Below are 21277 nucleotides of genomic sequence, written 5' to 3'. Positions count from 1 at the left end.
CCCAACTATGCGCCTAAAATACTAACTTTTTGAGCATGAAGAGCTGAAAAGCTTGCACTTTTGTTTACCCCAAACAGGCACTTGTCTTTATATGTCAATGCTTTTAGATTTAATCAGCAAGCCCTAATTATTAATTATTAATTATTAATTATTAATTATTAATTATTAATTATTAATTATTCAATGGCTTCTAATTCTTGTGTTGATTGCCATCCAGGTTTCCAAAGAGAGCGGTCTTTTAGCTGTTTAGCATTTAACCAAAATCTCACACTTGAGTCACAGGAAGCTACCATTTCAGCAAATACCCATTGACCTTGATTTTTACGATTTACTACTTGGAAATGTCGCCATCCCCAAGTTTTTTGATTGGCTGTCCATTTTGAACCAACAAGATGAGGAAACTTTTGTTTTTTTGACATTTTTAATAAGAAAAGAAGGCAGAAGGCAGAAGGCAGAAGGCAGAAGGCAGGAGGCAGAAGGAAAATAAAGGTTTAAAGAGAGAAGGTTTTTTATGGTTAATTATCCGGACATGGTATTATACCAATTTCAAAAAAGAATGTTACGAATAGTCAGAGCGATAAAAAGACTTTACAGGAAATGTCCCTTTGACTAAAAAGATAGTTTATGCCCTAAAAAATGGTATTAAAGACATTCCCATACGACTCCTGACTCCTGACTCCTGACTCCTAATAAATACCCTAGATATTTGTAGCAAACATTTATCAATTTGGTATTAGAGGATATCTGAAAAGTTTTTTGATACTGAATTTTGCCCCCCTAGCCCCCCAACTTTGGGGGGAACAAGAGTCAATTTGCTTGCTCTAGTCCCCCAATTTTGGGGGATTTAGGGGGCTTGGATGTAGCAAATTATTCTAAGACAAGTCTAATTGCATCATTCCATTATTTTCATCAAAGCCAAGATGAGAATATAGAAGTTTGCCTTGAGGCGAAGCACGAAGAATAGCTTTAGTACAACTAATAGATTTAAGATAAGCGATCGCTTCTCCCGTCAACTTTTTAGCAATTCCTTGACGGCGATAATTTGCTTCAACATAGACACCCCAAATATAACCATATTTTAGATATTCCGGCTTAAGAATAATTGGAGTAAAACCAGCAAATATTTGACAGCTAGCTGAACCAACTATTGTATTATTTACTTCAGCAATAAAGCCTTGATAAGATAGTTTTTTTCTAGCATTATCAATATACTCTTTGGTAATTTCTAACCAGTTAGATTCAATAGAATCAGTAGGTACGCCCATATCTTGAAACATTTTATAAAAATGCTCGGCAATTATATAATTTTCTGATAGGTTTGCTGTTCTGATATTAAGATTTTCTAGCATTGAAATTCAAGAAGAAGGAAGAAGGAAGAAGGAAGAAGTCAAAAGTCAAAAGTCAAAAGTAAGAAGTAATATGAAAATTGTTCTACTTACCTAATAGGTAGGCATTCAGCTATTAGCCATCAGCTATCAGCAATAAAACTCTGTGCTTAAGAAAGGAGTTTAAATGAGTATAGACTTTGGAGCTGACTTTTGTAGTAAGATTTTTCGTTTCTCAATTAAGAAAGCTTTTATTACTAACTAAAGGCAATAGCTGTTAACGCAGTTCCTCCGGAGGAGGCTAGCTGATAGCTGACGGCTGAATGCTTACCCTAATAGACATCTGGTAAAAATCAAAGATAAAATCAATTATTATCCATAAATTATCAATTATTCCCCTCCCCTCCTGGGAGGGGCTAGGGGTGGGTTGGGAGGGGGAGGGGCGAGGGGTGGGTTCCCTGTTCCCTGTTCCCTGTTCCCTCTTCAATCAATTCTAAGATTAAAAGGCAAACGAGTATAAATTCCATAAGGATCATTCATAGCTCTCAAACTAGCTAACTCCTGCTGCAACTTTTGAAATTCTGCTGTCAGTGGATCTACCGGAGAAGTTGATATTTCAGCTTCCACACCAGAAAGACTGCGGAAAATTCTTTGCTCCAAACTACGAGACTTAGGATATTCTTCAACTTTCCAATTATCTCCCAATTCTGCTTTTTCTGCCGCAAACTTAATCGCACCCTCTATTCCAGTAATCTCATCTACCAAACCTAATTCTTGAGCATTAACACCAGACCAAACTCTACCTTGAGCAATTTCAGCTACTTTCTCCTTTGCTAAATTACGAGCAGTTGCTACATCTGTAATAAAACGCTCATAAATTGAATCCACCATATTTTGAATCAAAGCTAACTCCTCCTCAGTTTTAGGACGAGAATTATTATTCAGATCGGCAAATTTACCAATTTTCACTGTATCCCAAGTAATACCATTTTCATTGCCCAGCTCTTGAATATTGAACAAAACACCAAAAACTCCAATAGAACCTGTAATAGTAGTAGGTTCAGCAAATATTTTGTCTGCATTCATTGAAATCCAATATCCACCAGAAGCAGCTATATTACCCATAGATACAATTACTGGTTTTTGCTCCCTTGTCAGCTTGACTTCTCGCCCAATAACTTCCGATGCTGAAGCACTTCCACCAGGACTATTCACTCGCAAAACCACAGCTTTAACTTTCTCATCAAATCGTAGTCGTCGCAATTCCTTTGCTAAACGATCGCCTCCTATTTGTCTGGGAGTACCCGTACCATTAACAATTTCTCCCTCAGCATAAACTACAGCAATTTTGTTTTTGCTTTTAACATCTCCACTAGCAACCTCTGTAACTTCTGGCACTCTTGTATAGTTGTTGAGACTAATTTGTGTGAAAGTTTTATCATCTTCTTCTTTGCCAGTTAACTCTTTGAGTTCACTTAGCACTTCATCATAATAATCAACTCGATCTACTAACTTACTATCTTCCGCAGCATCCGCCATCAAAATACCCTGCTCATTAGCGATCGCCTGTAACTGCTGTATTGTTAACCCCCGACTCGGAGCAATTGTTTGCAGATATTTACCCCAAATGTCCCCTAACAATTGGAGATTTTGCTCCCTGTTTTCCGGACTCATTGTTTCTCGGATAAAAGGTTCAACTGCGGACTTATATTTACCAACTCTCGTTACTTGTACTCCAATACCAAATTTATCAAACGCTCCACTTAAGAACATAGTCTGTAAACTTAAGCCATTGAATTCTATGACACCAAGAGGGTTAATCACAATTTCATCTGCTACAGAACCTAGATAATATTCTCGCTCTGTCCAGTTAACATCGTAGGCAATGATTTTTTTGCCTGTTTCTCCAAACCGTTGCAGTGCCTGACGTATTTCTTGCAAATTTGCCAGTCCGGTTCTTCCTGGCGTACTGCTACCTTTAATGTAAAGACCGATGATTTTTTCATCTTGGGCAGCAGTATCAAGAGCATTAATTGCTTTTCGGAGAGTAATAGTTGCAGGTTGGTCCCCAGAGAGAGCTTCTTGGAGTGCTTCTCCGGTATTGGAGATGGGTTTGGTGTCTGTAATATTAGTAGCGAGGTCGAAAACTAGGATCGATTTATCTTTAACTTGTGGCCCGATGTCTTTGGCCTTACTTGCGATGGAGCCAACAAGAAATATTAGTCCGCCAAATCCTAAGCCGACAATTAGAGCAATTCCTAGTAAACTGCCAATCAAGCTGGCAAAAGTATATTTGAAGAAGTCTTTCATGTTTTCAGTGGGAGTAGTTAATAGAGGAAATTAATTCTTGGAGAAGGAGTCAGAAGTCAGGAGTCAGGAGACAGAATAATTAGCGTTGCATAAATGCGCTTGGGATTTTAATGGTTTTGTGGAATGGGCATCTTGCCCGTTCCCCACCCCACCCCACTTATATTCATCCCGCCCCTCAGCAATAGCAAACCCTAATTATAGCGTTTTCATCTGGGTGGTAGGTTTTAGGTTCAGGCGTTGCTGAATAAATGTATGGAATTCAACTAATAGTAAATTTTCACCCAAAACAATACCTATTTCTGACTTTAAAGTTATTGAAAAACTCCTTTCTACCTACTGACTCCTGTAAAATCATCAGCGTAACACACCGAAAATTAAAATCTAGAATGGTGCAATAGATTTTTATTTCTAGGTGTCTTGGCCTCCCCTGCTCCCCTACTCCCCTACTCCCCTACTCCCCTACTCCCTTACTCCCTCTTTTCTAGACTGCCAGATTTTTTCAGTAGATTTTTATTTCTAGGTGTCTTGGCCTCCCCTGCTCCCCTACTCCCCTGCTCCCCTACTCCCCTACTCCCCTACTCCCCTACTCCCTACTCCCTACTCCCTCTTTTCTAGACTGCCAGATTTTTTCAGTTCAGATAAATTAGCATTACCCGTGCAAAAGAGGACTGTTGTAATTTCTGCTATTAAAATATCTACTAATATATTGAGAGATTCTTCCGATTCTGCCGCAGCTTGAAGGAATGGCCAAGCTAGCCCACTGAGGTCTGCACCCAGAGCGATCGCCTTTGCCACATCCACCCCATTCCGCAAACCTCCAGAAGCAATGAGTGGAATGTCTGAGTTGAAGGCGCGGATGTCAGTAATACATTTTGCTGTTGGTATACCCCAGTTGGCAAAAGTTTCTCCTAACCTGCGCTGACGTATATCTGTTGCTCGTTCCCCTTCAATTTTTGCCCAAGAAGTCCCCCCAGCTCCAGCTACATCAATTGCTGTTACTCCAGCATCTATTAATTTTTGAGCCATTGTTCCGGAAATGCCATTACCCACTTCTTTGGCAATAACTGGTACTGGCAACCTATAGCATAATTTTGATATTTTGTCAAATAATCCGCGAAAATTTGTATCACCTTCAGTTTGAATACACTCTTGCAAAGGATTAAGATGAAGAATCAGAGCATCTGCTTGTAAGATGTCGATCGCTTGTTGGCACTGTTCTATGCCATAGTCATAATTTAGTTGAACTGCCCCTAGATTAGCAAATAGGAGAATATCCGGAGCGAGCGATCGCACAGCAAAAGTATCAGCCACTTGGGAATTTTCCACCGCCACTCGTTGTGAACCCACTCCCATTGCTATTTTATATTTTTGAGCAACTTTGGCTAACCGATAATTAATCATTTTTGCTTGTTCTGTACCACCTGTCATCGAAGATATTAACAATGGCGCACCTAATTCTTTTCCCAGAAATGTAGTGTTTGTAGTTATTTCATTGCGATTTAGTTCTGGTAAACAACAATGGGTAAAACGGTAGCAGTCTAAACCATTAGTAATGTTATGAAACTGGACATCTGATTCCAGACAAATTCTGAGATGGTCTGCTTTACGGGTTTGAGTTTGAGAGTTTAAGTTCATCAGTTATACCAAATTGATAAATGTTTGCTACAAATAGTTAGGGTATTTCTTAGAATTCAGAATTCAGAATTCAGAATTCAGGAGTCACACAGGAATAGATTTAATACCATTTTTGATGTTGTAAATTATCTTTTTCGTCAAATAAGCTTTTTTATGAAGTCTTTTTATGGTGTTTATTATTCAAACACATTCTTTTTTCAAAATGATATTATATATTATTTTGGTGTTGGTGATTTGAGGTAGATACCATCTCCAGATAAGAGCTGGATAGAACACCCTTCCGCACTCCGCGTTAACGTGGGTTGTGCACCAGCAAACAAAAAACTTTCTCCTTCTATTCCTTATTTCTTCTTCTTTCTTCCCCTCCTGGGAGGGGTTAGGGGTGGGTTGACTCCTGAGGACTGACTTCCCCTCCTGGGAGGGGTTAGGGGTGGGTTGACTCCTAAGTAATTAAGATTAATATCATACCCTAATTTACCAACGCCCAAATGTTTATCAAAAAAATTCATTGCCATATCTATTAAACCAGGGTCAAAAGGTTCACCTCTACCATGATAATGTCCCCAATCAGGTTTTTTTTCTAACTGAACTTCTACACCTTTTTCTGATAGAGCATCTGCTAATAAAACACTTTGACTCATTGGTACAACATTATCTTTTTCTCCGTGCATAATCAAAAAAGGTGGATCTTGAGCATCAATATAATTAATAGGATTAGCAAGTGCTGCTAATTCTAATTTTTGCGAGACAGGTCCTCCTAATAACTTATTAGTTACTAAAGTATAACCATACCATTCTTTATCTTGATACTTTTCCTCAACAGCAGGAGTAATAAGTTCGTCAAAAGCGGGAGAAACTTTCGTAAAATCTGTAAGTGGATACCATGAACAAACTGCTTGTACGGCACTAGATATTTCTGGATTATTTGTTCCTTCCAATTCTTTTGCTCCTGCTGATGTTCCTAATAAAGCACTTAAATGCCCCCCAGCAGAAGGTCCCCAAGCACCAAAATTATTAGGGTCTATATCGTACTTATCTGCATTTTTTCGCAGCCAACGAACAGCTTTTTTAACATCCTGAATTTGGGCAGGAAATAGTGCTTCATTACTAAATCTATAGCTAATACAAGCCATGATATAATTTCTCTGTGCCACAATTTTTCCAGGGCAATATTCTTTAGTTCCTTGTAACCAACCACCACCATGAATATAGATTAATAGAGGTAAAGGTTTATCTGTTTTTTTTTCTGGTAAATATAAGTCTAAAAGTAGTGGTTTTTCCCGGTCTTGAAAATTATAATTTCCATAAACAAGATTTTGTATAACCTTAACTTCTGTGGGTTTTTGCTGACAACTTGTAATGAATAATGTCAGTAACAGTAATAAAAATCTGAAGGGATGAGACAACCTCCCAAAAGTAATCAGCATTTGTTGTATTTCCTAACTAGAAACGCTATAAAAATCAACCTGATTAAAGAGCATGAAAAACTGCTCTATCGCCAACCATTATATCATGTCCGGTTGAATACTTACACTTTGGAGCTCCGAAGGCAGGAGGCAACCCACCCCTAACCCCTCCCAGGAGGGGAAGGCAGAAGGGAAGAAAAGGTTAGAAGGGAAAAAGGTTTTTATCACGCTATTATCCGGACATGATATTATATAGTAATCACCGAATCAGATGTGAGAATTGAGATGTTCCTTTAAAGTATAGAATTATAGCAGTTATCTTACTCATATATATTCGTTTTTTTCTTCTTGCCTGTTGCCTGTTGCCTGTTGCCTGTTGCCTGTTGCGTAAAAATCTCCAATATTTCACAACTAAAATCATATTGCTATATCAATTCATATAACAGCTTAAGAAAGCGATCGGCATCTACATCCAGACAAGCATCCACATTGGGAGGAGCTGCTGTTTCATCTCGGCGATCGCGTCTGTCTGCTAATGACATACCGGAAGTAAACTTTCCTTCTGTTTCCACTACCATGTAAACTGACTCAGTGGACACTAGACTTGGATCGATCGCTACCCCAACTGCCAAAGGATCGTGCAGGTAGCAACCATAAAACCCTTCATTATCTCGGTAAAAAGCCATGTAAATTTCGGTACAGTCAGCAATGAACTGAGAAACGACAGAAGGATGCTGTTTGGCATATTCTTCAACAGCTTGACGCGATAGAGGAGCTTTCATCGCCACATCTAATCCTACCAAAGTTAGGGGAATACCTGACTCCATAACTATTTGAGCTGCATCTGGATCGACAAAAAAGTTAAATTCTGCTGCTGCCGAAATATTACCAGGAACTGTTACTGCTCCCCCCATAATTATAATGCGCCCTACTTTTTGCATGGTATTGCGGTTGGTTTGTAGTGCAGTAGCAATATTGGTTAAGGGGCCTAAAGCTACAATTGTTAGGTCCTTACCATACTCTTCAGCCGCCTTGAGCAATACTTCTATAGCATTCTCTGAAGAAGGTTGTACAGTGAGTTGAGGATAGCGTTCCGTGCCGTCAGCATTTTTGAAACGATGGAGTTCTCCGAGACCATCAGCTCCGTGGATACCTGCAGCATTAAATGGAGGGCGAAGCAGAGGTTTTTCACAACCTTTTGCCACTAAAGGAGGATGTTTGGGTTGCACAATATCAATTACTCGCAGAACGTTATTAGCCGCTTGATGGACATCAATATTCCCTGCCAGTACGGTAACAGCTTTCAAATCAAAGCGGTCGCAATTTAGAGCCATAATAATTGCTAGAGCATCATCAACACCACCATCTGTATCAATAATAATTGGACGAGGGTAGCTTTGAGCATTAACCATTTTTTTTTCTCCTGAGATATTTATTACAACACAAAAGTTTGAGTCTTAGACATTATATTTGTTTACTTAGGGTTTGCTGAAAAAGTCTTTTTTAAGGAGTAGGGAACCCACCCCTCGCCCCTCCCCCTCCCAGGAGGGGAAAAGGGGAGTAGGGGAGTAGGGGAGAATTTTTTTGCCCAACTATGCGCTAAAAGTGCTAACTTTTTGAGCATGAAGAGCTGAAAACCATATACTTTTTCAATACCTAAAAAGGCACTGACAGATAAAGGTTTTAGCATTTAAAGGAGCGAAAAAAGTGCCTGGTTTTCAGTTGAAAATTCTGAAAAACTTAGCATAAAAGGCACGGGGGATAGCATGAAAATTAAGGGACAAATATATCCAACTATATCCTAGTTAATTCCTCGTTTCTCCTAACTACTGCCGTGTCAAGCTTGAAAATGTGGATTAAAAAACCTAACCCCCCAACCCCCTTCCCTGCAATGGAAGGGGGAATTTCTCCCCTCTCCTCGTAGGAGAGGGGTTGGGGGAGAGGTCTTCGTTTGTTGCTTGCTCCTAACACACCATTTTCAGCTTGACACACTACTACTCTCTACTCCTCTACTCCCCTACTCCCCTACTCCCCCGCTCCCCCGCTCCCCTACTCCTGAAAAAGACTTACTCAGCAAACCCTACCTAGATAGCTAAGGATGCTAGCTCATCCATAGATATCATACCATCGTTATTGGCATCAAGAGACTTAAACATCATATTGAGCAAACCGTTATCTGTATTTCCTGTTCTCTGTGCCAGAACTGCCTGTAATTCTGTGGGGGAAATCTGTCCATCTTTATTTTTATCCAGATATGCAAATGCTTTTTTTACTGCTACTTCCAGTTCTGTATGAGAAATATACCCATCGCGGTTGCTATCCCATTCATCAAAATTAACTAGAATTCGCCACGCATCTTTCATGCAGGTTTCCACGATTAAGTTTTTAGCAGGAATACACTGCTCTAAAGGAGGTACCTGACTATGAGCATTGATGTAATCGAGAAGTGGTTTAATTTCGTTTAAACCTGTCAGCAAGAATTGATAAATTCCTACATTATACATTTTGTTGGGATCGAAAGCTTCGTGGTTAATACTAACTATTTTCAAACTGGGGTAGTCTTCAATCACAACATCCATATCTGCGTGTAAATAATTCGGCGCTTCCTGCTCTGGTGTACTGCGAGTAATTGCGATCGCCTCTTGTAATACTTTTCCTGGTATTTGGATAGTTGCAATTTCTGTTTCAAAGGGCAGTTCCTCCATTAGATTGCCATAAGTAAAAGACGTACCTTGTTCATAGTCACCCTGACCTCTGACACATCCTCCCTGAAGCATCACAATATCTATATTTTGTAAACTTCTCTTGATGTAAGAGCATAAAGTTGATGCAACTTTTTCCGGCTGATATCGGGTTCTTTTTGAGGACATGGTTTCTTTGACCTGAAAAATTTCTACATCCATCAGAGAACCCAGAAATTTTTCCGTTTTTTCCACAAACATTTGTGCATTGGGATCTGCATCAAAGTGGCTAACTGGCAACAGATGAACTGCAGTATTAACTTGACCGTCGGTAGACCACCACACATCTGTCACTACGACATTTTTTGCATCAGAACCAGCTTTGACAATAAAGCTTTGAGCAATTTCTTCAATGTAGATTTCGTGTTCATGGCCACCGATAATCACTGGGATTTTGCCTTTTAGTTGTTCATTTTGCTCAATCTGCACCGCTAGTTGTCTATCTTCTGCAATGGTTTGGTGAGTTAGAGGAATTAGTATAGTAGCTGCGTCTGCACATTCAGACCAGGTAGATTTTAAGGCATCAAAAATAGGTTCAATGGCTAAGTTTGTTCCAGGTCTGAAAATATCAGTGTTATCAGTGCAAAATCCAGCAAATACAACTCTGTGGTTTCCTACTTCTATAATGTCATATTTCGGCAGAGGATTGCCTTCTGAGCCAACAATGGGTAAATTAGGAATATTACTATTTAGACATTTACCTTGGTAGGTTTTGAATCGTTCTTGCAGCACATCTAGATTGACATCAAATTCATGATTCCCAAAACAAATGTAATCAATATCTACTACTTTGAGGACATCCAACATTGATTTACCACCATCCAACGACGTTAGTAAACAAGGGGAAAGAAAATCGCCACTGAGGGAGGCTACCACTATCGCATCTTCTGCTGTCTGTTTTAGACATCGAATAACTGTTTCGACATAGGGATAGTTTTTGATGTCTTGACATACTCCCCGGCGTAAACGCACGGGGATTCTCCTGGAACCAGGATTCTTGGCTCAATGAGTCCACTTAAACTAAAAACCTTACGGCATCTAGTCCAGAGATGGTTCTCACGCCTGCGCGTTCGCTCTATTGCCTCTTTCAGAGGAGCTGCGCTATCAAGAGCCTGTTGACCTATGCCCTACGGTACAGTTTAAACCTTAAAAAAAACTTTGGTTCTCTGGTACTTGTTGCTTAAAGCTTTTCCATACACAAGCATTCCTGTGCATGCGCCCCCTAACTTTAGTTTTCAAGGTGCTAGTTTGCTACGATTAGTAGCTAGGTTTTTAGAGCGGTTAAATACCTTTGCCGCTTTTATAAGTATAACATAAAGTTGCCCTAAAAGGGCAAGGCTTTAAACCCAATTTTTCGGTAACATTGACTACTCCCCGGACTTAAGTCATGGGGGTTCTAAGTTGATACTACGCAACGGGATAAATCCATGTTGCTTCGTTTTTTCTTAGCTGAAATACACTCTCTGGGGACAAGTCATTTCAGTTATCAGTTATCAGTTATCAGTTATCAGTTATCAGTTATCCATTAATCAAACCATGGTCTATTCCTAATACATTTTCTTGATTTAATTGAGGTTTAACTACTACTTCTTTTTCATAGACACCCTTGCCAACAAAAACATCTGTTTCTCGGTAATATTCTCAGTTATTTGAGACTAGAAAATGCTCTTATACTAGGCATTGGAATTAAAAAGCTATCTACTCCAAACCAGCGTTTACCGAATTATTAATTATTAATTATTAATTATTAATTATTAAATAATTCTGGTTTAAAGCCGACTCTTTTAAGGGGAAAAAAGAAAAAATTTTCACGCTCCGCGTCAGTCCTCTTCTTTTCAAGGAGGCAAGCATTCAGCCATCAGCTATCAGCCATCAGCTATTGCTTTTAGTTTTATATAAAAGCTTTACTAATTGAGTCATAATTTACACTTGCTATCAAAGCTGGCTTTATAGTCTATGTTTATTAAAACCTTGTTCTTTTGCTGAGAGCTGACAGCTAATAGCTGTTTGCGCAGCATTCCGCAGGAAATGCTTACTCAAGGAGAGGTAATTGTTAATTAGGGTTTGCTGAATAAATCTTATTAGTGAGGGGAGGAGTCAGGAGTCAGGAGTCAGGAGAAATGGGAATTATAGAAGAGGTAGGAGTAAGAATTGTCCCAAGATTGTTCTGCTATAATCATCCCAAAATACTAGCTTTTTGAGCTTTTTCAACCGAAAAGCTGGTACTTTTTTCAACCCAAAAATGGTAAAGCCAATATCAGTCAATACTTTGAGAATTAATCAGCAAGTCCTAATTATTTAATTATTAATTCTTAATTGTTGAACTACCCTACAAAAACTAATAATTAAGTAAGCATTCAGCCGTCAGTTATCAGCTATCAGCTATGAGTTCTTAACTCATTATCTTGAAAGAAGGAATTAGTAGTCAAGAAGTGAAATATGTTAGCGCAGCATTCCGCAGGAAATGAAATATTTCTGCCAGCTAATCTTTGTCTTTGCTTGATTCAAATAAAAGCTGATAGCTGAATGCTAATAGCTGAATGTTTACATAATTAACTACTGCTGAAACTGACGAGTGCCGAAAAGATTTTCCCTTGCTTTTTCATCAAACTTCTTTGTCCGACTCTCATTTAAAACTGCTAAACCACGACTCACTGCAGATCGTTTACTAATAGTTTCAAACCATCGCTTTAAATGAGGAAAGTCTGTTAAATTTTGTCCTTGTTTTTCATAAGGTACTATCCAAGGATATATTGCTATATCGGCAATAGAATAATCTCCCGCCACATATTCTACTTGAGATAATTGTCGATTTAATACTCCATACAAACGGGATGTTTCATTGGTGTATCTTTCTATTGCATAGGGAATTTTTTCGGGTGCATATTGACGAAAATGATGAGCTTGCCCTAACATTGGGCCAACACCTCCCATTTGAAACATTAGCCACTGAATTACTGTGTAGCGATCGCTTGGGTTATTGGGAATAAAACGACTTGTTTTTTCAGCTAAATAAAGCAAAATAGCTCCTGACTCGAAGATAGAAATAGGGTTGCCATTAGGTCCATTGGGGTCAACAATGGCTGGCATTTTATTGTTAGGGCTAATTTTCAAATATTCTGGTTGAAATTGGTCTCCGGCGGTAATATTAATTGGAATTAAGTTATAGGGAGTTTCTGTTTCTTCTAACATAATAGAAATTTTCCAGCCATTAGGAGTAGGCCAGTAATATAAGTCGATAGTCATAATTTAAAAAAGCTCCAATTTTTATTGAGTTTGTTATTAGAAAGCATTCAGCACTTCAGCAATCAGCGGTCAGCTTTTTAGAAGGGGATTTAAAACTTTCCTAAAATTAAGCGACTTAATAGAATTAGGAGATTTAAACCCAAGCTTTTCCCTTCCGGAATGCACAAATACCTAATTATATGCGTAAATTTTTAGGCTGATAGCTGATAACTAATAGCTGATAGCTATTGCCACTACACGGAAGTTAAAAGTCAAAAGTTAAAAGCGAGTGTGTAATACCAATTTGAAAAAAGAATGTTACGAATAGTAAGAGCGATAAAAATAATTTACAGGAGATTTATCTTTGAGAAAAAAGATAATTTACGCCCTAAAAAATGGTATTAAAGCTATTCCCATACGACTCCTGACTCCTAGGAAATACTCTAGATATTTGTAGCAAAAATTTATCAATTTGATATAATTCTGAGGTTTCCTCAGAATGTAAGAAACACTCAAGACAGTCAATCATTTTTGATTTGTAATTGTTTTAGGATTTTGTAACTGCTCAGTTATTTCCGCCATCCTGCACTAGCTAATTGTAACCAAGATTTTGACGTGCCAGACCGTTAAATAAATCGAGCATTTTTTCCCGCCACATATTAACAGGGTCGTTGGTTTCTAGGAATTTAATGGGGGAAATAGAACGAGCAAATTGAAACCTAGCAAATATAATGTAATCGGCAAATTTTGGTTTTTCTCCTGCTAAGAAAGGCTGTTGATTTAAAGTTTCTCTTAAAGGAGAGAGGATGGTTCTAAAATTATCAATTTGAGATTGTTTTACATCTTTAAATTCTTCTAGTGTTTTGCCTAATTTTTGTTCGCGAGTTTCTCTAAAATAAGTTTTGTCTTTGGCATCTATATGTTCAAATACATTGTAGATGAGCATTGGTAGTAAGGCTGGAATCAATACTTTTTCATCCCAATTTTTGATAAATAAAACTTGGGATTTTGCTTGGGAACAGCCGAATAAAGAAGGTTGATTTGGATAGGTTTTCTCTAAGTAGTTGGCAATATTCCAAGAGTCAAAAACTACTTGATCGCCATCAACAATTACTGGTACTTTTTCTTGACCTGAGAAAGCGATCGCTTCTTTTTCAGTAAAGTGCCAAGGTATTGTTTCTACTTCCAGTTGTTTATGGGCTAAAGCCATACGAATTCTCCAGCAGTAAGGGCTAAAAGCTCTGTTATTTTCTGCCCCTACTAGGTCGTACATTTTGATTTTCATGGATGGCATAATACTTGCAACTCCTCTATATAAAGATAACATTATTTTTGCTTATTAATAAATAATATTTTTGTCAAAATAGAGCTATTTTTACAGCAAGAATTAGCTAATTTTCGGTAATTATAAATAAGTAATATATAAGCATTCAGCGGTTAGCTATCAGTTATGAATTATTAGCTCATTATCGCACCGAAGTCTCCAAGGAGTGAAATATGTTTGCTTCCGCATTCCGCCCAAAAGAAAAAGGTTATCTGATAACTTTAGTAAGTTATTACATTCAAAAGCTGATAGCTGGTTGCTAATAGCTGTTTGCGCAGCATTCCGCAGGAAATGCTTACAGTAATACTAGATTTTATTAGGATTGTAAATGAAGCAAGCATTCGTTTAATTTCTACTACACTCTCAACCAGATATTCGTACTCTGAAGCTTTGATAAAATTACTTTTTCTCCTTGAAAGGTAATAAAATTGATAGCTGACTGCTGTTTGCGCAGCATTCCGCAGGAAATGCTTACCTTTTATACCAATTCCTAAAAGTAACGCTATACTTGGGTAATACTTCAGTTATTAATTAATCAAAACAGCTAGAATCACCTTTTTGTTAAAAATAGCTCAGTTAATGTTAATTATTCTTACTTTTTGCCGAATTATTAATAATTAATAATTCGGTAAATTTTACTACCAAAGTTGGCTTTAAAGTCTATATTAATTTTGGGGTACTGTTCTTTTTTGCCAATAAATAATTAGGGCTTGCTGATTAATTATAAAAGTATTGACAGATAAATATTTTAGCGTTTTATAGTTGAAAAAAGTACCAGCTTTTCGGTGGTAATAGCTGCATAAAGCTAGTATTTTGGGATGATTATGGCAGAAAAATTGAGAGACAATTCTTACTCTTACCTCCTCGCTCCCGATCCATTTCTCCTGTCTCCTAACCCAGCAAAAAGACTTTCGATACGCAAACCCTAATTAAGCAAAATTAATTGTTTATTTGATGGTCTGGTTAAATAGATAGGAAAAAAAGTAAACATTCAGCAATCAGCTATTAATTCACTGCCTTTATAGCAGGAATTAGTATTTAACGGTTTAAGGAGAGTTCAAAGTCTTGAAAAAATAACTAACCTTGACCACAACAAGTGTATATTCATTATTTATGAAACAGCTAAAAGCTGAATGCGAACTAGCTGAATATTTACAGAAAAAGTATTTTTAGATTAACTGCTGAAGTAAACAAGTATATTTTTTGTTCCCTACTACCTACTATCTACTTACAAATTTTGAATTAATTTTGCACAAGTACTTATATTTTCTACAAAACCGCGCCGAGAATTACTATTACATTTCCTTGTTTAAAAATTACGTAAGCATTTCCTGCGGACTGCTGCGCAAACAGCTATTAGCTGTCAGCTATGAGCAACAAGATTTTCTCATATAGGAAAGTGTTTAAATTAATATAGAAGCCATTTGGTATCTATTTCAGAAGTTACAAGTTCAATACCCATCTGAGTTTTATGATTCTGGCAGTCATTTTTCATAATTTTTCGGTCTCCTGAATCCTTGTAGTTGTTAGGCTCCTTAAAACGGTTTTCCTATAGCCTTTGTATTTCAAGAAAAGATAACAAATGGGTTCTATAGACTTTAAAAACAAGGTAGCTAACTTTTTTAGTAAGACAATTAATAAAGCTTTTATCGTAAACTAAAAACAATAGCTGATGGCTAATAGCTGACGGCTGAATGCTTACAAAATTACCAATGAATATTTTTTTGATTTATCCCTCAAATTACGGTCTTATTATGATTCAAGTGAAATATTAATCAGTGAATAAGCATTCAGCTATCAGCTTTTATTTGAATCGAACAAAAACTAAGATTAGCTGACAGAAATATTTTATTTCCTGCGGAATGCTGCGCAAACATATTTCACTCCTTGACTACTAATTACTTCTTCTAAGATAATGAGTTAATAACTCATAGCTGATAGCTGATAGCTGATAGCTGATGGCTAATAGCTGACGGCTGAATGCTTACAAAATTACCAATGAATATTTTTTTGATTTATCCCTCAAATTACGGTCTTATTCTGATTCAAGTAAAATATTAATCAGTGAGTAAGCATCCAGCTATCAGCTTTTATTTGAATCGAACAAAAACTAGATTAGCTGACAGAAATATTTCATTTCCTGCGGAATGCTACGCAAACATATTTTACTCCTTGACTACTAATTCCTTCTTCCAAGATAATGAGTTAATAACTCATATCTGATAGCTGTTAACGCAGTTCCTCTGAAAGAGGCTAGCTGATGGCTGAATGCTTACATCAGTGAAAATACTATTGTTGTGTATCAACAAGTAATTAATAATAAAATAACAGACATTTATTTACACCATAAAATAGAAATGAATATAATTCCTACTCAATGTCAAGACTTACAAAATCAGGTAGAAAGTTTACTTCAATTATTGCATCAAGAATCTACTCTAAGACAACAAGATACAACAGCGGTTCGTGCTTCTTTAAATAAAGTAATTTCTCCCAAATTTGAAATAGTATTTGCGGGAGCTTTTAGTGCGGGTAAGTCAATGTTAATTAATGCTTTATTAGGAAGAGAATTACTCTACAGTGCAGAGGGACACGCTACAGGAACAGAATGTTATATTGAATATGCTGAACCTGAAAAAGAACGAGTAGTTTTAACATTTTTAAGCGGTGCAGAAATTCAAGAACAAGTAGCAATTTTACGAAAGGAATTAGGTTTAGACCCCAGTGCTAAAATTCAACAACTAGAAGTAATCGAAATTATTCGGGAACAATGCGACGCAATTATTAAAAATGAAGGTGGCGAAAATAAATCGGAGCGAGCTAAACAAGCAAAAGCATTAAAATTATTAGTAGATGGTTTTGAGGCGAATAAAGAATGTATTCATTCTGCTGAAAATGCTATTTATTCTATGGAGCAGTTTAATTTTTCTAACCTGAAAGAAGCAGCAAGTTATGCGCGACGAGGGATGAATAGTGCTGTGTTGAAGCGGGTGGAATATTATTGTCATCATCCTCTTTTAGAAGATGGAAATGTGATTATTGACACGCCAGGAATTGATGCGCCTGTAGAAAAAGATGCTCAAGTTACTTATGACAAAATAGAAAACCCAGAAACTTCTGCGGTTGTTTGTGTTTTAAAAGCTGCTGCTGCGGGAGATATGACAACTGAAGAAACAGAATTACTGGAAAAAATGCGAGAAAATCCTGGAATTAGAGACAGGGTTTTTTATGTGTTTAATCGTATTGATGAAACTTGGTACAATTCTCAACTCAGACAACGATTAGAAAGTTTAATTATTTCTGATTTTCGGGATACAGAAAGGATTTATAAAACCAGTGGGTTGTTAGGTTTTTATAGCAGTTTGATTAAAGAAGCAAGTCGGGAGGATCGCTTTGGTTTAGATAGTATATTTGCTAATAGTGTTAAAGGTTTAGATGAGGAGGAGGAAACACCACAATTTGTCTATGCTTTTAACAATTATTGTGGCACTTCTCGCAAACTTCCGAGTAATTTTCGGATAAGTATTAATGGTTTTGAGTCACCTAATGAAAATTATGTCCGGATTTTAGGTGAGTGGGGTAAACCGTTAATCGAACAATTAATAAAAGATAGTGGAATAGAAGAATTTAGGGATGGAGTTACTCGGTATCTGAAGGAGGAAAAACGTCCACAATTATTTGCAAATTTGGCAGATGATTTGCAAAATATCTGTATTCAATTACAGAAAAATTATTTAGCTACTCAACAAAACTTGGCGAGTCAACCCCAGGAAATAGAGGCAATGAAAATCCAGGAATTATCATTGTTGAATTCTCAACTTCAGGAAGTGGGGGAGGAGTTTAGCGAGCATATTTCTGAGGAGGTAAATTTGCTAGTCACGAATAAATGTGATGGTTTTGAAGCGGATTTTAATCAACTCCAATCTCGGATGATTCGTCGCTTAGATGAACTGTTAGATACTTTTTCTGTAGAAGCTGCTTATAGTCGGGCAACTATTAATCATCCACGGAATGCAACGGCACCTTTATTAGCAGTTTTGGTAGAAGCACTTTATTATTTAGCGAATCAATTGGAGGATATTTTAGTTGATTCTACCCAGTCAGTAGTAAGTGGATTTTTCCAACGTTTAATTGATCGAGTTCGCAAGTCAGAATATTATCGGCAACTTTATCGTTTGTTGGGGAATGATGGAGGTATTGAACAACATTTAAAGGAAGTAGAAAAAGTGGTTACTACGGCATTAATAAGTGCGGCGCGGATAGAATGTGACAGATTTGTTCGAGAAAGTCCACGTTTTTATGATGAAGGAACTTTTTCTATCTATCAGTTTCGGCAGACTTTGTTGCAGACTTCTCAAAGTTTTGATTGTAGTAGTATGGTAGAGGCGGAACCGGCAATTAGGCAATTGTTGAAGTTGGATTTTGAGCCAAAAGTTTCTAAGACAATTCGGCAGACTTTTCGGCAAACTGTGAATCAAACTTTGAAGACTAATTTATTACCTATGGCGGAAAAACAAGGGGAGGATATTATGCAGCAATATAATCAAGCGCGGGAATATTTAGAGAAAAGTTTGGAGACTGAAGCTGCGGAAAAGATTCAACGAAATTTACGTTTACAAACTGAGGTTGAGGAGAAAATTGGAGTTTATAATCAGGTGGTTTCTAGTATTAATAGTTGTTTACAGACAATGTTATTGAATGAGCGACAATTGCCGATTATTTCTGGGTTTATTTTTGGGAAAGGCGAGGATGATTTGGATGTGGTAAGTGATGAAAATGAGAAATTATTGGAGAGTGAAGAAGTATCTCCACTTGATGATTTAAGACAGCAGATGAATTTGAATAGTTAGGGGTAGTTTTACTTCAGAAAAATGTAGGGTGTTTTGTTGAGACATCCTACAGTTATAGCGCTCCGCGCAAGGCAAAAGTCAAAAGTAAAAAGTTAAAAGTAATACCAGTTTGATAAATATTTACTACAAATAAATAAGTTATTTCTTAGAAGTCAACTCACCTCTAACCCCTCCCAGGAGGAGAGGGCTGTTTCATTCTCGATAGACACGGGGACGCGGAGACACGGAGACACGGGGATGGAGGCTTTTAAGCGGTGTTGAACCCAATATCCTCTCAGAGCTTAAAGACGCTTATTGGCTGAAAAATCGGCAAATTTTGGCAAATTTCACTGTTCCACTATCCCTATTACTCCCGTTCTCCCGCTCATCCTTAATCTACAATACTTTAAAACAGCCCTGCTCCCAGGAGGGGAAGTCAGGAGTCAGAATAAATAGCTTTGATACCATTTATCAGGTCGGAATTTATCTTTTTAGTCCAAGAAACATCTTTGATAAAGTCTTTTAATTGCCCAAATTAATTCGTAATATTCTTTTTCCAAATTGGTATAATCCCTGACTGAGTTTGAGCCTTTATAAATTTCCTAACCTTTGTTTCGACTCCTATACCCACTAAATAATTTATTGGAAAGAGAGAAATTAAAAAATGACAGAAAATTCAGATAATCAAGAATTCGTTGTATTAAATTGGGATGATGTTGTTGAACTTGATAAAGAAATGTACCAATCTTTAAATTTAAGTGGAAACGGTTTTAAATATTTATATATGATAAATTCTCAATTAATATCTGCAATTATTAGAAGAGTAAGTATTTCAGATAATTATATAAAAAATTAGTTATTCGATCTTGCTTATATTGATTCTGATGGTATAAGTTGTCAAGTTATAAAACAAGGTGAGCAATGGCAAAAAGGAAAGTTTAAGGTAGAACTTACTGCCAATTTTTATCCTGATTAACCTGAATAAACTGAATCAAATCAGTCAGAAAATTAAATAGAAGTTTCTGACAATCATAATTCAGAAAATATGTAAATTGAAGTATCCCCACTTGATGACTTACATCAGCAGATGAAGTTGAATAATTAGGGATAATCTTACCCAGAAAAATGTAGGGTGTCTTGCTGAAATACCCTACATATCCCCACTGAATAATTTATTGGAAATAGAGGAATTAAAAAATGGCAGAAAATTCAGATAATCAAGAGTTTATTGTATTAAACTGGGACGAAGTTGTTGAAATTGATGCAAATGTCGGTACATATTTAGCTCTGAATTCAAACAACTTTAAATATTTACATATGATAATTTCCAACTTACAATCAGCAATTATTAGTAGAGTAGATATTCGGGATGAGAAAATAAAAAATCAACTATTTTATGATGATTATGATGGTGTAGAGTGTGAAGTTTTGAGATTAGGCGCTCAAAGTTGGCAAAAAGGAAAAATCAAGGTAGAACTTACTGTCCAATTTTACCCTGATGGATCTGAAAAAGAGATGGAAGAAACTGAATTAAGTCAGTCAGAAAATGAAGTAGAAATGTCTGACAAAAATAATTCAGAAAATATCGAACCTGAAGTATCGCCTCTAGACGACTTACGACAAAAATTTAATCAGGAAAATCAGTAGAAATTTTCTGGGAGAAACTTGATTTATGTAGGATATTTTATTCCCCTACATATCTGTTATTCCGTCAAAAATTAAAAGTAATAAATTGACATGGAAGATCAATATGAACCATTAGAACCTTCAGAAGTTATAGAATTTTTATTTCGTCCTTTAGGAGCAGAATTAGGTTTAAGTTCCTATTTTCAAATTTTAATTCTTCAAGGAACCCAATTTGCAGCTATCATCCAACATAATTTAAGAGTTTCTGATGAAATAAAAGAACAAATATTTGAGAAAGGTGTAGATTGTCAAGTTCTCAAATATGGTGCTAAAGAGTGGCATTCAGGGAAAATAAAGGTAAAATTTACTGTCTAATTTTGCCCCGTTCCACCAGGAGAAGATACTGAAAAAGCTCAATCAAGTCAGTCAGAAAATGAAGCAAAAGTTTCTGAAAAAAATAATTCAGAAAATATGGAAACTGAAGTATCCCCCCTAGATGATTTGCGACAAAAATTTAATCAGGAAAATCAGTAGTAAATCTGACTAACAAAAACTACATTTATATCTGTCGGGTAATTAGTCTATAAATTTCTAATTCTGGAGGGGACAAGAAATAATACAACCAAAATATTCCATCAAAAATTCAGATAGTCTCACAACTCACCCCAGTCATAAATTTATTCTAAGGTGTGCAGATAGTAAATAATGATGAATCAAAAAATTTTCCTCGCTCAAGAAGATATTACCTCTATTTACGACCATGAAATTTTGGTTTTTGACCAGAATTTTACTCACCATAATATTTCAGAATATCTCCAAGTAAAAATTCCCATTGTTCAGGACTTACTACCAAAAT

14 protein-coding genes are annotated in these 21277 nt (G+C 36.7%); 5 read left to right on the top strand and 9 right to left on the bottom strand.

Annotated elements, in window-relative coordinates; translation table 11 throughout:
- Positions 1-176 precede the first annotated feature (176 nt).
- The 9 genes from F6K54_RS13930 to F6K54_RS13890 form a co-directional block, all read right to left on the bottom strand.
- Positions 177-419 (bottom strand): TIGR02450 family Trp-rich protein, encoded by a 243-nt coding sequence (locus F6K54_RS13930; protein ID WP_202222197.1) that lies wholly within the window; start codon positions 417-419, stop codon positions 177-179.
- Positions 420-872: 453 nt separating this feature from the next.
- Positions 873-1349: a GNAT family N-acetyltransferase gene (locus F6K54_RS13925; protein ID WP_293078401.1), complete on the bottom strand. Its 477-nt coding sequence runs from the start codon at positions 1347-1349 to the stop codon at positions 873-875.
- Positions 1350-1808: 459 nt separating this feature from the next.
- Entirely contained in the window at positions 1809-3635 is a 1827-nt protein-coding gene (gene sppA / locus F6K54_RS13920) for a signal peptide peptidase SppA (protein ID WP_293078399.1), read from the bottom strand.
- Between the two features lie 597 nt (positions 3636-4232).
- Positions 4233-5270, bottom strand: a complete 1038-nt coding sequence (gene fni / locus F6K54_RS13915) for a type 2 isopentenyl-diphosphate Delta-isomerase (protein WP_293078397.1) — start codon at positions 5268-5270, stop codon at positions 4233-4235.
- Positions 5271-5611: 341 nt separating this feature from the next.
- The gene (locus F6K54_RS13910) at positions 5612-6697 is read right to left on the bottom strand and encodes an alpha/beta hydrolase (protein WP_293078395.1); all 1086 of its coding nucleotides are present in this window, start codon (positions 6695-6697) and stop codon (positions 5612-5614) included.
- A gap of 404 nt (positions 6698-7101) precedes the next feature.
- Entirely contained in the window at positions 7102-8088 is a 987-nt protein-coding gene (locus F6K54_RS13905; RefSeq protein WP_293078393.1) for a nucleoside hydrolase, read from the bottom strand.
- A gap of 672 nt (positions 8089-8760) precedes the next feature.
- Positions 8761-10389 carry an EF-hand domain-containing protein gene (locus tag F6K54_RS13900; RefSeq protein WP_293078391.1) on the bottom strand — a complete coding sequence of 543 codons (1629 nt, stop codon included), beginning with the start codon at positions 10387-10389 and terminating at the stop codon, positions 8761-8763.
- Positions 10390-11973: 1584 nt separating this feature from the next.
- Entirely contained in the window at positions 11974-12663 is a 690-nt protein-coding gene (locus tag F6K54_RS13895) for a glutathione S-transferase family protein (RefSeq protein WP_293078389.1), read from the bottom strand.
- 571 nt (positions 12664-13234) lie between these two features.
- On the bottom strand, positions 13235-13969 hold the full coding sequence (locus tag F6K54_RS13890) for a glutathione S-transferase family protein (protein WP_293078387.1): 735 nt from the start codon (positions 13967-13969) through the stop codon (positions 13235-13237).
- A 2354-nt stretch (positions 13970-16323) separates the two neighbouring features.
- Between F6K54_RS13890 and F6K54_RS13885 the strand changes: the two genes are divergently transcribed.
- From F6K54_RS13885 to F6K54_RS13870, 5 genes are all read left to right on the top strand, one after another.
- Complete coding sequence (locus tag F6K54_RS13885) at positions 16324-18816, top strand: dynamin-like GTPase family protein (RefSeq protein ID WP_293078385.1); 2493 nt, start codon at positions 16324-16326, stop codon at positions 18814-18816.
- Between the two features lie 643 nt (positions 18817-19459).
- Positions 19460-19651: a hypothetical protein gene (locus F6K54_RS13880; protein ID WP_293078383.1), complete on the top strand. Its 192-nt coding sequence runs from the start codon at positions 19460-19462 to the stop codon at positions 19649-19651.
- A gap of 18 nt (positions 19652-19669) precedes the next feature.
- The gene (locus F6K54_RS42930; protein ID WP_366558135.1) at positions 19670-19771 is read left to right on the top strand and encodes a KGK domain-containing protein; all 102 of its coding nucleotides are present in this window, start codon (positions 19670-19672) and stop codon (positions 19769-19771) included.
- A 221-nt stretch (positions 19772-19992) separates the two neighbouring features.
- Positions 19993-20442, top strand: coding sequence for a KGK domain-containing protein (locus F6K54_RS13875; protein ID WP_293078381.1), 450 nt, complete (start codon positions 19993-19995; stop codon positions 20440-20442).
- A gap of 90 nt (positions 20443-20532) precedes the next feature.
- Positions 20533-20796, top strand: coding sequence for a KGK domain-containing protein (locus F6K54_RS13870; RefSeq protein WP_293078380.1), 264 nt, complete (start codon positions 20533-20535; stop codon positions 20794-20796).
- Positions 20797-21277 lie beyond the last annotated feature (481 nt).

The sequence above is a fragment of the Okeania sp. SIO3B5 genome, from assembly GCF_010692555.1.
Taxonomy (GTDB): domain Bacteria; phylum Cyanobacteriota; class Cyanobacteriia; order Cyanobacteriales; family Microcoleaceae; genus Okeania.
Note: the sequence above shows the minus strand (reverse complement) of the source record. Positions and strands in the feature narration are given on the sequence as shown.